Source organism: Xanthomonas sp. WHRI 1810A, assembly GCF_040202885.1.
GTDB lineage: Bacteria > Pseudomonadota > Gammaproteobacteria > Pseudomonadales > Pseudomonadaceae > Aquipseudomonas.
Map to the genome: position 1 here is coordinate 134,281 of NZ_JBEGED010000001.1, position 13,388 is coordinate 147,668.

The 13,388-nt window shown below is 63.3% G+C and carries 13 protein-coding genes; 3 read left to right on the top strand and 10 right to left on the bottom strand.

The window, feature by feature from the left end; translation table 11 throughout:
- Positions 1-30: 30 nt before the first annotated feature.
- Complete coding sequence (locus tag ABQX22_RS00590; protein ID WP_349795464.1) at positions 31-282, bottom strand: sulfurtransferase TusA family protein; 252 nt, start codon at positions 280-282, stop codon at positions 31-33.
- 149 nt (positions 283-431) lie between these two features.
- On the opposite strand from ABQX22_RS00590, the gene ABQX22_RS00595 reads away from it, so the two are divergent.
- Positions 432-1,865, top strand: coding sequence for a M48 family metalloprotease (locus tag ABQX22_RS00595; protein ID WP_349795466.1), 1,434 nt, complete (start codon positions 432-434; stop codon positions 1,863-1,865).
- A gap of 391 nt (positions 1,866-2,256) precedes the next feature.
- Here the strand turns inward: ABQX22_RS00595 and nadA are convergent, their stop codons facing one another.
- Both nadA and ABQX22_RS00605 read right to left on the bottom strand, forming a co-directional pair.
- Positions 2,257-3,315: a quinolinate synthase NadA gene (nadA, locus tag ABQX22_RS00600; protein WP_349795468.1), complete on the bottom strand. Its 1,059-nt coding sequence runs from the start codon at positions 3,313-3,315 to the stop codon at positions 2,257-2,259.
- Between the two features lie 119 nt (positions 3,316-3,434).
- On the bottom strand, positions 3,435-4,298 hold the full coding sequence (locus ABQX22_RS00605; protein ID WP_349796407.1) for an alpha/beta fold hydrolase: 864 nt from the start codon (positions 4,296-4,298) through the stop codon (positions 3,435-3,437).
- A gap of 181 nt (positions 4,299-4,479) precedes the next feature.
- Here ABQX22_RS00605 and ABQX22_RS00610 point away from each other — a divergent pair, with 181 nt between their 5' ends.
- The gene (locus ABQX22_RS00610; RefSeq protein ID WP_349796409.1) at positions 4,480-4,833 is read left to right on the top strand and encodes a MerR family transcriptional regulator; all 354 of its coding nucleotides are present in this window, start codon (positions 4,480-4,482) and stop codon (positions 4,831-4,833) included.
- A gap of 45 nt (positions 4,834-4,878) precedes the next feature.
- Here ABQX22_RS00610 and bdcA read toward each other — a convergent pair whose 3' ends face one another.
- The gene (gene bdcA, locus ABQX22_RS00615; protein ID WP_349795470.1) at positions 4,879-5,592 is read right to left on the bottom strand and encodes an SDR family oxidoreductase; all 714 of its coding nucleotides are present in this window, start codon (positions 5,590-5,592) and stop codon (positions 4,879-4,881) included.
- Positions 5,593-5,664: 72 nt separating this feature from the next.
- Between bdcA and ABQX22_RS00620 the strand changes: the two genes are divergently transcribed.
- Positions 5,665-6,255, top strand: a complete 591-nt coding sequence (locus ABQX22_RS00620) for a TetR/AcrR family transcriptional regulator (RefSeq protein ID WP_349795472.1) — start codon at positions 5,665-5,667, stop codon at positions 6,253-6,255.
- A 62-nt stretch (positions 6,256-6,317) separates the two neighbouring features.
- Here ABQX22_RS00620 and ABQX22_RS00625 read toward each other — a convergent pair whose 3' ends face one another.
- The 6 genes from ABQX22_RS00625 to ABQX22_RS00650 form a co-directional block, all read right to left on the bottom strand.
- Positions 6,318-7,499: an MFS transporter gene (locus tag ABQX22_RS00625; protein ID WP_349795474.1), complete on the bottom strand. Its 1,182-nt coding sequence runs from the start codon at positions 7,497-7,499 to the stop codon at positions 6,318-6,320.
- A 137-nt stretch (positions 7,500-7,636) separates the two neighbouring features.
- A complete protein-coding gene (gene pelG, locus ABQX22_RS00630) occupies positions 7,637-9,007 on the bottom strand; it encodes an exopolysaccharide Pel transporter PelG (RefSeq protein ID WP_349795476.1) in 1,371 nt (456 codons plus the stop codon).
- Entirely contained in the window at positions 9,008-10,519 is a 1,512-nt protein-coding gene (gene pelF, locus ABQX22_RS00635; protein WP_349795478.1) for a GT4 family glycosyltransferase PelF, read from the bottom strand.
- Positions 10,516-11,511, bottom strand: coding sequence for a hypothetical protein (locus tag ABQX22_RS00640; protein WP_349795480.1), 996 nt, complete (start codon positions 11,509-11,511; stop codon positions 10,516-10,518). Before ABQX22_RS00640 ends, pelF begins: the two co-directional genes overlap by 4 nt.
- Positions 11,489-12,856, bottom strand: a complete 1,368-nt coding sequence (locus ABQX22_RS00645) for a PelD GGDEF domain-containing protein (protein WP_349795482.1) — start codon at positions 12,854-12,856, stop codon at positions 11,489-11,491. Before ABQX22_RS00645 ends, ABQX22_RS00640 begins: the two co-directional genes overlap by 23 nt.
- Complete coding sequence (locus ABQX22_RS00650) at positions 12,853-13,374, bottom strand: hypothetical protein (RefSeq protein WP_349795484.1); 522 nt, start codon at positions 13,372-13,374, stop codon at positions 12,853-12,855. The genes ABQX22_RS00645 and ABQX22_RS00650 overlap by 4 nt, the downstream gene beginning before the upstream one ends.
- Positions 13,375-13,388: the final 14 nt, after the last annotated feature.

Consider the following 13,388-nt stretch of genomic DNA (forward strand, 5'->3'; position numbering starts at 1 on the left):
CAAAAATCCTTTGGGCGAAGGGTGGGCAAATCAGGCTTTGCGTAACCAGTAGCGATAAACACCGTCAGCCGCTTCTTCATGCAGCAACGCATGACCAGACAGTTTGGCGAAGGTGCGGAAGTCACGCTGGGAGCCGGCGTCGGTGGCGGTCACTTTCAGGACCGCGCCAACGGCCAGGCCATTGAGTGCCATTTTGGCCTTGAGCAGCGGCAGCGGGCAGTTAAGGCCGCTGGCATCAAGCTCGGCGTCGCAGGTCTCGGGGCGCACTAAAGCGTCAGACATCGTTTCTCTCCGGGCAGGCACATCAAAATGCGTAAAAACACAAACGGGGCTGGCGAACGTCTCGCGCAGGAGCGCAAGAATACCCCACTCTGGTCAGCATGCCATTGAGCCAGCTACAGTGAGGTCTTTTCTGCCTTCGAGTTTCGTGCATGAATTTTTTGCGCCCCACCCTGCTGACGATTGCGTGCCTGCTCGCCATGCCGAGTTCGGCCGATGACTTGCCGTCGCTAGGAGACGCCAGTTCCGCGATTGTTTCGCCGCAACAGGAACATGATCTGGGCCGGGCCTGGTTGAGCATGCTGCGATCCGAAGTCGCCCAGCTGAACGATCCACAGCTCAAGGACTATGTTGAAACCACCGTGTACCGGCTGGCCGAAACCAGTCAGGTGCAGGATCACCGTCTCGAATTCATTTTGATCAACACCCCGGAAATCAACGCCTTTGCCGCGCCAGGCGGGATCATCGGGGTCAACGGCGGCCTGTTTCTGCACGCTGAAAGCGAGGGTGAGTACGCCGCTGTCCTGGCGCACGAACTGGCTCACTTGTCGCAACGCCACTTCGCACGGGGCGTGCAGGCGCAGCAGCGGATGCAGATGCCGATGATGGCCGCCATGCTCGCGGGCATCGTGATGGCCGCTGCGGGTGCTGGCGACGCCGGGATCGCCGCCATCGCCGGCTCACAGGCTGCCGCGATCCAAGAGCAGGCGCGCTTCTCCCGTCAGAACGAGGCAGAGGCTGACCGGATCGGCATCCTGAACCTGGAAAAAGCCGGTTACGACCCGCGCAACATGCCCACGATGTTCGAGCGCCTGGCGCGCCAGTATCGCTACGACGCCAAGCCGCCTGAGTTCCTGATGAGCCACCCGGTGACCGAATCGCGGATCGCCGACACACGCAACCGCGCCGAGCTGGCCAAGCCGGGCGGCAAGGAAGACAGCCTGCAGTATCAGTTGATGCGCGCGCGCGTCGCGTTGTTCTATGAAGAAACCCCGGGCATGGCCGCCAAGCGGTTCCGCGCCCAGTTGGTGGAGAACCCGAAATCAGACCCTGCGCGCTACGGTCTGGCGCTGGCTCAAACCAAAGCCGGACAGCTGAACGAGGCGCGCGAAGGCCTCAAGGCGCTGCTGGACAAAGCACCGAACGACATCACCTACAACCTGGCGCAGATCGAACTGGACATCACCAACAACCGACTGCCGGATGCACAGCAGCGGGTCGACCGGATGTTGTCGCTTTACCCGGACAACTACCCGCTGATTCAGGAGCGGGCCGACGTGTTACTCAAGCAGAACCGCGCACCCCAGGCGCAAAAAGTGCTCGAGCAATTGGTGAAGAGCCGGCCGGACGACCCGGACGTCTGGTACATGGTGGCGGAAACCCGTGGCCTGTCCGGCGACACCATTGGCCTGCATCAGGCCCGCGCCGAATACTTCGCGTTGGTGGGTGACTTCAAGCAAGCCATTCAGCAGCTGGACTTCGCCAAACGCCGGGCGAACAACAACTTCCAGCTGGCGTCACGCATCGATGCGCGGCAACAGGAAATCATCGCCCAGGAGCGGGCGGTGAAAGAGATGATGAATTGATCGCCTTGACGGCGGCCCTGTAGGAGATCCCCCGTCGTCCAGACACCGCGCTATCGCGCAGCAAACCGGGAGGCCTACGGTGCTTTTGATTCTGGCCGCAGGCCGTGGGAGCTGGTTTGTCCTGCGATCTGCCGGGAACCGGCAGTGAAACCTGTGCACGCGGCGCGTCTGACAGGCCGGGACTTAGGTTTGGGGCCGCTGCGCAGCCCATCGTCGGCAAGCCGGACTCCCACGCCCTCCGGGCAGAAGCAAGGTTGTTGAGCCTTCAAAATCAACAACAAATCCCTTGTTTGACGAGCGCGCTTGCCCGCGATCGCGTTTTACCGGTCAGACTGATGCAGACGGGTAGTACGTCATCGCGGGCAAGCGCGCTCCTACAGGGGAAGAAGGTTCAGGCATTTCCCGCCAGCTTCATCCGCGCCGCCTGGGTGAAGTCCAGCATGCGCTGGAGCGGCCGGACGGCGTGGGGAATGATCGCCGGGTCCACGAAGATTTCGTTGGTGCCCTCCTGCAGGCACTGCAGCGTGCGTTCGAGGGTATTCATCGCCATCCACGGGCAATGCGCACAACTGCGGCACGCCGCGCCATTGCCGGCGGTAGGCGCTTCGATGAACACCTTGTCCGGGCACAGCTGCTGCATTTTGTAGAAAATGCCGCGGTCGGTGGCGACGATGAACGTCTTGTTCGGCAGCCGCTGCGCAGCGGCAATCAACTGGCTGGTGGAGCCCACAGCGTCGGCCAGGTCGATCACCGATTCAGGCGACTCGGGGTGCACCAGAATCGCCGCATCGGGGTACAGCGCCTTCATGTCCTCCAGTTGCCTGGACTTGAACTCTTCATGGACGATGCAGGCGCCGTCCCACAACAGCATGTCGGCGCCCGTTTCACGCTGGATGTAACGGCCCAGGTGCTTGTCCGGCGCCCAGATGATCTTCTCGCCGTTGTCCAACAGGCTTTCGACGATCTCCAGCGCGCAGCTGGACGTCACCACCCAGTCCGCCCGGGCTTTCACCGCTGCCGACGTGTTGGCGTACACCACGACGGTGCGCTCCGGGTGTTGATCGCAAAACGCTGAAAACTCATCCACAGGGCAGCCGAGGTCCAGGGAACAGGTGGCCTCGAGGGTGGGCATGAGGATGCGTTTTTCGGGGGTAAGGATTTTTGCGGTTTCGCCCATGAAGCGTACGCCGGCCACCAGAACGGTTTTGGCCGAGTGATCCCGGCCAAAGCGCGCCATCTCCAGCGAGTCAGACACGCAGCCCCCGGTTTCCTCGGCCAGCGCCTGAATCACTGGATCGCAGTAATAATGAGCCACCAGCACCGCGTCTTGCGCCTTGAGCTCGGCGGCGATGGCGCGACGGTAGCTGGCCTCCTGATCGGGGGTCAGTGGCTTGGGTTGCCTGGCGTCGAGATGGGCCTGAACCAGAAAGCGTTCGGAGATCTGTGTCATGTTCGCTGGACCTGAATGCGCCTGCGCGCGAAGGCGAAGTCTACACCCGGGCCCTGACGGAAAAAACCTTCACCCTGCGCGCTTTGTTATCCCGCTCCACCGTTAGCCGGCATTCCGGATCAGCGCTTTGCGCTCGACTCGATGAACGCGGCCAGGTCGCGATTGAAGCGCTCGGGCTCTTCCAGAAACGGCGCATGACCAGAGTTTTCATAGACCACGCTTTTGACCCTAGGATTGAGCTGAACCGCCCGCGCAATCGCGGCGTTGGGTTGAACCAGTGCATCCTGCGCGCCGTACAGTAACAACACCGGCACCTTGGCATTGCCGAGCCCTTTGACAGCGTCAATGTCCATGCCCATCACGGCTTTTTGCATGTCCCACGAGGCCATCGCGGCATTTGCCAAAAGCCGCTCGAACGTCCGGCTATCCGGTTGGGTATGGAAACACAGCTGCAGAAAGGCGCGGACAGTGTCCAGGTGCGTTTTCAAGTCGGTCGCGTTGAGGTTGTTGTAGATGTCCGGATGGGCGGTGATTTGCTCGGGTTTAAGTTCGATCACCCCGTCCACGTAGACCGCGCCCGCGATCTGCTGATCGCCGTATTTGGCCAGGTAATTTGAGATTACCGTGCCGCCCAGGGACCAGCCCGCCAGAACGGGCCTGGTCACTTTTGCGGTCTTCATGATGGCGGCCAGGTCATCGGCCCAACGCGCCCCTTCGGCGTACGCAATGGCGGCTGAGGGCTTGCCGGACTGCCCGTGACCGCGCATGTCGTAGGTGATGATCCGATAGCGTTGCAGGAGCGGGCTGTCCACTTGCTGGTCCCAGTTCAGGTGGCTACCGAGCAAGCCGTGTATGAAGATGATGGCCGGGCCATCGGGATCGCCGGACTCCTGCACGGCGAGGGACACGCCGTCGGGGGCGGTGACTGAATAGTTTTTTGTTTCGGCCGACGCATACGCCGAAGCCATCGAAACGGCGGCCATCAAGAACAGTGCACGCAGGGTGCTCAAGGGATTTTGCAGGAACACGATGTCTCTCCATCAAAGGGTATTCCTGAGAGCTTCCACCCTCTCATTGGTGTGAGGGTCAAGGAAAAATAATGCTACCGTGCCTCACCCCTTCTGGACGCTAAACGTCATGACTCAGACCTCCCGCCCAGCCTCGATGAGCATCGGCGAACTCGCGCGCGAAACCGGTGCGAGCGTGCGCTCGATCCGTCATTACGATGAGCATCAATTACTGTCGTCCTCGCGCAGCGATAACGGCTACCGGACCTTTGCTTTGATCGCAGTCACGCAAGTCCGGCAGATCCAGCGCCTGATTGCGACCGGGTTCAGCCTGGCCGAGATTCGTGGCTTCCCCGATTGCATGCGCATGATCGAAGGCGCCCTGTCATGCCCGGAGACGTCCGCCGTCCAGCGCGAACGCCTTGAATCCCTTGAGCGCCAGATCGCGGAGCTGGAGAAGCGACGTACACGCTTGCTCAAAATGCTCTCCGAAGGCGCCGCGCCGCCCTAGCGGGCCGCAAAAAGCCGGAAGCCAGCTCCGGCTTCGCGAAATCCGTCAGGCGCCGAAGGCACCGTCGATGGTATGCATCGCCCCCGTGACAAACCCCGCTTCCGGCCCGGCCAGCCAGGCCACCATGCCCGCCACTTCGTCTGAGCGACCGTGACGCTTGATGGCCATGAAACTGTGCATCAGGTCTTTCATCGGGCCGTCCGCCGGGTTGGCCTCGGTGTCGATGGGCCCTGGCTGCACAATATTGATGGTGATGCCGCGCGGGCCGAAATCCCTCGCCAGCCCCCGCGCCAGGCCTTGCAGTGCGGATTTGCTCAGCGCATAGGACGCCATTCCGGGGATGGGCATACGGTCACCGTTCACCGATCCGATCACGATGATCCGCCCGCCTTGCGGCATCTGCCGCGCCGCTTCCACCGATGCGTGGTAAGGCGCATGCACGTTGATGCGGAACAGGCGATCGATTGCGTCCGGGTCCTGTTCCAGCGCATCGCCGAAAATGGCGATGCCGGAATTCACCACCAGAATGTCCAATGGACCGCTGTCCCGGACCCGTGCGATGACCGCATCCCGATCCGCGCTGTCCGCCTGGTGCGCGCTGCTGCCTGTTTCGGCGGCCAGCGACTGTGCCGCTTCCGGTGATCCGGAGTAGGTAAACGCCACGTTTGCACCGTCTGCGGCGAAGCGCCTTACGATGGCCGCGCCGATGCCCCGGCTCCCGCCAAGCACCAATACCGATTTGTGTTTAAAGTCTGACATGGTCACGCCTCCTGATTAATGTAACCGATGCTACAATAATCCCCATTCGTGCTGTCAAGGCTTTCTGTAATCATGACTACAAATACATTGCCCACCCGTGGCCGCCCTCGTCGTTTCGATCCGGATGAGGCGGTCGCCACCGCTCAGCACCTGTTCCACGCCAAGGGCTACGACGGTGTGAGCGTCGCCGACCTGACCAAAGCGTTCGGTATCAATCCGCCCAGCTTCTACGCGGCGTTTGGCAGCAAGGCGCAGCTGTACTCAAAAGTCCTTGATCGGTATGCCCTGACGGGAGCAATCCCTGTGTTGCAGATCCTGGAGGCGGACCGGCCGCTGGCTGAGTCCCTTGCCCAGGTGCTGGAGTACGCCGCGCGTTTCTACGCCGCCGATCCCATCGCCACGGGCTGCATGGTGCTGGAGGGCACACGGAGCAACGATACGGAGGCGCGTGAGGCCGCCTGCGAGATTCGTGCGGCGGCTCAGGACGTGATTCGGAACAAGATCGCCGAGCGCTACCCGCTGGACGCAGATCGACTGGCGGATTTTGTCTGCACCACCATGGCCGGACTCTCCGCCAGCGCACGCCACGGACAAAGCCTGGAGCGCCTTCTGGCCACGGCAGAGCTGGCCGGTGTGGCGCTGGCGCAGGCCCTTGCGGCCTGAGATGCACACCGATTGGCGCTTGCTCTACAGGGGGTATCTCCACGCGCAAACCGTTGTGCGCGTCACTCGGCTGCGAGGTGCTCGGACTGGACGGGCCGAGCGCTCAAGCGCGTTCGGGTGACCCAGGCGCACAGGACAAAACCGGCGGCCAGGAAGCCGATGTACTGAAGGCCAATGTGATCGACCAACAGCCCGCCCGTCGAGGTGCCGAGCATGATGCCCAGGTTGATCGCGCTGACATTGACGGCGCCGATGAACTGGGCGTTCGCCCCTGCCCTGCGCAACACGTCGACGCCGGTCAACAAGCTGGCACCGGCATGGCAGCAGCCAATGGCAATCACGACCAACGGCACCAGCCAGACGGACTGGCCCAACAGTGACAGTGCCGCCAGGCTGACCGCCAGCACCAGCAACAGAGACTTGAACAGCCCGTCCAGTTGATCCGGCACCCGCTTGGACAACAGCAGGTTGCCCACGATGTCCGACACGCCGTACAGGGCCAGCATCAAGGTAACCGGCGTGCCGGTCAGCCCTGTGTAGCGGGCGAGGAACGTGGCGAGGAAACTGAAGACGGCCATGACCCCTGCGAACATCAACAGATAGCTCAGCAGCGCCAGGGCGATGTCTGGGGTCCAGACACTTCGCAGTCGCTGACCGAGGCTGCGATGCGTCACCGGCGCATCGGTTTGCGGCGGGTGTATCCAGCGGATAACCGCGAGCAACGCCAAAGCGCTCAACGCTGCCATCAGCCCCATGGCGATTTCCCAATTCCATGTGTCGCTGACCAGCTTGCCCAGGGGCACGCCCACCACCGAAGCAATGGAGATGCCGATCAGCACCCGAGACACCGCAAGGCTCTTGTGCGACGCCGAGGACATCGCCGAGGCGGTCAGGGCCGCATTGGTCCAGAAGATCGCCACGCCAATGCCGCCCAGTGCCCGACCTATCATCAGCAGGGAAAAATTGTCGGTCAGCGCACTGATTGTGTTGCCGCAAAACAGCGCCACGCATCCGCTCATCAGCAAGGCACGCAGGCTGACCTTGTGGGTAAACGCTGCGATGACCGGCGCGCCAATGCCCATCCCCAGGGCAAACGCAGTCACCAGCCAGCCGGCCTGACCCACCGAGATGTGCAGGCCAGCGGCAATCTCCGGCAACAGGCCCGCGACGATGAATTCAGAGGACAGCATCACAAATGCGGTGAAGGTCAGGATGTATATTTTCGGGTTGAGCGCGTCAGCCATAAAACCTTGTGTCCGTTGACGTATGTCTCGCCTCGTCCGGGCGATGCGTGAGCGGATGTGGACAGACGATCACGGCATGGGTTTCATCTGCCGGCCGAGCCCTCCGGACGCTGAAGGCCACGACGCAGGCCGGGGGCTCAGCGACGGCCCATGAAGGTGTCGAATTCCAGGTCATCCAGGGTGCTGCTCAACCGGTACAGCCCGACCAGCACACACACCAGCAGCGACAAGGTAAACCCATAGCCGAAAAAGCTGGGGCTCAGGTACAGGGTCAAGGTGGTCAGGACAGTGTTGAGCAGCAGAAATAACCCACACAGCTGCAACACGATGGCGCGCTTGTCGAGGTAGAAAAACACGTTCAGCAGCGCCATGTACACCACCTGCAAACTGACCCCGACCAAGTCGATGTAGAACAGCGGCAAGTAGTAGCTGGAGATACCCAGCCAGTCCAGCAGGCTCGGCGCGAACAGGTACAGCAGGACCACGGTCACGCCCTGCACCTTGCAGATTTCCAGCAGACCCTGGCGGATCGACAGGATCATTTCGTTTTTCAGCTGACCGATGTGCTGCAGGGTTTCGCCGCCGCGAATGGCGGCGAACAGCCGCTCGTACCACTCGGCGAAGTCGGTTTCGATCCTCACCAGAAACACCGCCATGCCGGGGATGATCGCCAGATAAGCGAGAAAGATCGGCAGGTCGTACAGCATCGACGCGCGCAGCGGCCCGATTACCGCCTGGGAGGTCCCGGGGCTGTACCAGAAGATGAACTTGTCGACCCAGACGCCCAGGTTGTACAGCAGCCCGGTGAAGAACAGGCTGATGAAAATCTGCCGGCGGTCAAGGAAGTCGAAGGCAATCAGCCGGTCGCCTTGGTACTCGCGCAGGATGTCGTAGAGAAACATGAACAGCAGGCTGCTGTGCCCCACCAGCAGCGCCAACAGCAAACCGGTAATACCCAATCCCTGCAGCAGCCACGCGCTGACCAGCAGCAGGCTGTAACCGATCACCATCACCAGCAAAATGCGGTGATAAGCCTTCATGCCGGACAGGAAAATGATCACCAGCCACAGGTTGCACAGCACCACGAAGTTGGCCAGTACCAGCAGCCGGTACATCAGCGGTTGATCGAACACCGTCGCCAGCAGCACGATGCCCAGCACGCCCGACCCCAAGGTCACCAACAGCAGGATGCCCAGCAGGTTGGGCAGGATGTCGGCGTAGCGCTTCTCGAACAGCCGGTCGGAGACGAAACGGGTGAAGAACAGCTGCAGGCCGCCGGTGAGGATCAGTGTGCTGGCCATCAGGTAGGTCACCGTGATCAGAAACTGCCGGACCATCAATTCGGGCAGCAGCGCCGTGGTGCTGAGCACACCCACCAGCATCACGCTGATGATCGACAGCACCCACGGCCCGGAGCTGATTACCCCCGCGTACAGGTAGGCCTGCAGGGTTGAGGTGTAGGTGTCGCGCGCCAGGATCCGGCGCAGTTCAAACCCGATACCGGCCATTCAACGGTTCTCCATGGCAGCGTGATAGAGCTGCCGATACTGTTCGAGCATCAACGCTTCGGTGTAATAGCGGCTGACCCGGGCCAGCCCGGCGGCCTGGGCCTGATGCCAACGGGGCGAGTCACCCAGCAGCGCGAGAATGGCGCTGGCCGTGGCCTGCGGGTCAGCGATGGGCACCACTTCTCCCGCCAGGCCCAGGTCGCGGTCTTCGGCGGTGACGCCTTCGATCATCTCCCGGCAGGAACCGACGTCGCTGCTGACCACCGGCGTACCGGCGGCCCACGCTTCGAGGATCACCAGCGGCTGGGCCTCGCTGATCGACGTCAGCACCATCAGGCCCAGTTGCGGCAGGATGTCCTGGATGCGCTGGAAACCGCGAAACAACACCTTGCCTTCCAGTCCGAGACTGACCACCAGGCTGCGGCATTCGGCGACGTATTGCGGGTCCTCGTCCTCCGGGCCGACGATCCAGCCCTGCACGTCCGGGCGTGCATTGATCACACCGCGCAAGGCGCGCAGGTAGGTTTTGACGTCCTTGATCGGCACGACGCGGCCGATCAGCCCGACCACCGGGGCAATGCCCGGCGCCCTTTGTTGCAGCGCGGCGGTCCACTGAGGCAGGGCGATACCGTTGGGGATCAGCTTCGCCCGCGCCGGGTTGGCGCCGTCCAGGATCTGCCGCTGCCGATTGCCCTCGTACAAGGCGATGATGTGGTCGGTGTGGTCGTAGACCAGGGTGCCGATGCGCTCGAAAAAACGGATCCACAACGTGCGGATATAACTGTGGCCGCTGGCCAAAGCGACGTTCAGCGCCTGGTCCGAGCTTTCCGCGATCCAGCTGGCCTGGGCCAGGTCGATCTTGCGTTCCTTGGTGTAGATGCCGTGCTCGCTGAGTACGCTGCGGCAGCCCCACAGCTGGGTGAGGATGGTGGAGACAAGGCCTGCGTAGCCCGTCGAAACGGTGTGCACCATGCGCGCCCTCGGCAGTTGCCGGGCGGCCTCGGCGAGCAGCAGCAACGGCGCCTGCATGGCGCGCACGGTCCAGAAATAACTGACGAAGGACGGGTCTTCACAATGGGCCAGGTAGCCCTCGCTGGCCGACGTCCAGCTGGCGCGGCTGTTACGGACGGCTTCCAGGGTCAGCCGACCGCTGGCGACGGCGTCCAGCCATTGCTCGCCAAGACCGGCCGGTGGCAGGTCCGGGTGGTTGAAGTAGCGGTACAACATGTCCATGTCCGCTTGCTTGACCTTGGCCTGCTTGCGCTTGGCCGGGGTTTCCAGCCAGGCGTCTTCAAGGAACACTTCGTCGATGCGCAACACGTTGGGCGGAATGTCGTAGCGGCGCTCGCCATAGGCCTGCCGCTGGCCGCCGATAAACAGCACGTTGAAGGTGACTTCCGGCAGGCCGAGGATCATCTGGTGGACCCAGCCGGACACCCCGCCGCGCACGTAGGGCCAGGTGCCTTCGAGCAGCAGGCAGACATCGGCGGTGATCGGCGCAGGCGCACTCATGCCCAGCACCTCGCCAGCGCAGCAAAGGGTGGTCGGCTCAACTGCTCCGCGCCCAGCCCGGCCAGCAGGCCAGCGACCTGGTCGTAGCGCCCGCCGCGAAACGCCAGCTCAGCCTGGAAGGGCGCCAGTGTCGCCGCCGTCATGCCGCCGGCGGCCGCCTGTTGCAGATAACCTTGCGCAGCGTCCAGGTCACCTTGCAACAGGGCAATGCGCCCGGCCAGCAGCATCAACGGGCTGCCTTCGCCAGCGCCGATGCCGTGCCGCGCATGCTCGGCGGCCTGCCCCAACACATGCTCCAGCACGCTGCCCTGAGCCAGCCCCAGGTAGCCCAGTTCCCAATACCATTCGGCGAGGGTGGCGTGCAGCGCGCCGGCAGCGCCGGGCAAGGTCAGCGTCAATTGGGCCAGGGTCTGCTCGATGCGCAGATTGATCTGGCTCTCCTGGCCGTCCAGCATTGAATAAGCGAGCAAGCGCACGTCGTCACTGGGGTCGGCCAAGGCCAGCTTGAGAATCGGGATGGCGTCGCGCACCGGCATGCGGCGGGTTGCCAGCAGCGCTTGCAGGCGGCGGTCCGGGTCGTCGGCGTGTCGCAGCACATCCTCCAGGCCACCGTCAGCGAAGGTGGCCATGCCCAGCGCTTCTTGCGCCTTGAACGGCAGCGTCGGCATTGGCAGGGCACGCCAAGCCGGCAACGTGCGGTCGCGGGTGCCGGGCAGGTACAGGGCCGGGAACAAGGCGATCAGCACCCCGACCATCCCCAGCAGCGGCACGAAAAACGCCAGGCTGAAGAAAAACAGCGGGCTCCACGGCAGCGGCGCCCGGTAATGAGCGGGCAGCACACGCCACATCGCCGCAGCCAGCACGATGCAGGCGGGGGCATGAAAAGCCAGGTAAGCGCCGAGCATTTGCCCGTCGCCGGTGGCCTGGGCCAGGCTCACCCAACTGCCCGCCTCCAGCGCCAAGGCCAGGCTAAACAGTAATTTGCTGATCATTCAAGCCACACTCGTTATGCAGGAAATTGCGCAAACCCGTTCGTTCCGGGGCAGCGTCCAGGCTGTACTGAAGAACCTGAACGCCCAGGGTGTCCATGCCCTGATAATTGGCGAAATGCCGTTGCAGCAAGCCTTCCAGTCGCTGGATATAGCCAAGGGCGGCATCGCTGCTGGTCAAGGGCAACAGCACCAGCAGACAGCGATGGCCACGGTTGTTGGGCAGCGCCAGGTGCAGGTCCAATCCACGCCGGCTCATGTCGAACAGCCGCGCCAGTTCGGTGTCGGCCTCATTGATTTCAAACGCGTACAGGGTGGCCGAGAGCCCGTGCTGCCTGACATCGGCCAGCGAGCGGCGCAACTGTGCGCTGAAATGCTGGGCGTCGGCGCACACCAGTTGCAACGCCTGGGGGTCGGCGTGCAGCAGGTCGGCGATGTGCCCGCAGAGCAACGCGAGGACGCTGAAGGTGCGGTCATGGAACGCGAAAAACTGCATGTCGCGCACGGCGAGCAAGGCCAGCGTCTGCCCTTGGGTATCGATCAGCGGCACACAGAGCTGGAGGCTTGAGAAGTGCTGTCCCTGACCGTTCTCGACCAGGGTTTCGCGCACGCTGACCAGTTCGCCACGGCCCAGGCACAGCTCGACCAGCGCATCGCTGGCGGCCAGCGCGCCCATTTGCCCGACGGTCGCTACCGGCTGCGGCTGCAAAACCCCGCCCTCGACCCGGTAGACCCCGGCGGTTTGCAGCGAGCCATATTGCCCGAGCAGGGTCAGCATGGATTCGGCAAGCCCGCTCAAGGCATCGTGATCGCCCGGCAGCCGCCGCAAGCGGTCGCGCAGGCCCAGCAACGATCCACGCAGGCTTTCGTCACTGCCGGCCACGCGCTGTTCCAGGCGATCGTGGGACACACGCAGAATCTGGTGCGCGCGGGTGAACTCGTCCAGCCGGTACTGGCGGTATTCGTTGGCCATCTGCAAGCGCTGCAAGCGTCGTTCCCACAGGTCGCGGACCTCGCCGGCGAGCATGCCGCCCACCAGCACGCCGACGATCCAGCCCGGTGAAAGGTGCGCATAGAGCGGCCCGCGCTGATGCAGCACCAGGTACGCGATCACGATCAGGCAACCGTTGACCAGCGCGCGGGTAAAACCGTAGCGCAGGCCGATCAGCAGCGGCGACAGTGCGAGCCACGGGAACGGCGCAGTCACCTGCAGCGGGTCGGCCGGTGCAAGCCAGAGCCCGAGGCCGATCACCAGCGCTGCCAGCACCACCGCTTCTACCCAGGAACCGGGACCGCTGGCGCTGGGCGCCAGACGAAAATCCAGGTGCGCGGCGTTGGTGATCCTCATTTCAGGCGCAGCTCCCCAACCAGTTGATTGAGCACTTTCTGGCTGGCCCCGGCCAGGCTTTCACGCGACCAACCGGCCCGCGCGCCGCTGGTGCTCCACAGCACCCGGCCGGTGGCGGCGTCGAGCACGCGCAGGCTCAGACCGACCGCAGGCTCGGCGTCCAGGCCGCTTTTGTAGCGCCATTCCTCGACACTGCCGGTGATCAGGTAATCGAGCTTGTTGGCCTTGGCCCATTGCAGGGAACCGGCCTGGCGATCGTTGTCGCTGAGCAGTGCCGGATCGGTATCGCCCGGCGCGGTGTAGACCAGTGGGTGCACGCCGTCCTTACTCAACACGCTCAGCAGGATGTGCTCACTGCGCTCTCCCGCCTGCGGGGTCTGCGAGTAATTGCTCATGGGCAGCAGGCCCCAATGGGCGTTGCGCGCCAGCTCCGGGCTGGGGTTGCCGGTGTGGCTGGCGCAACCGCCAAGGGTCAGCGCGGTGGCAAGGGCCAGGGTCAAGCAGGTTGTGGATCGCATAGAAATTCTCCGAA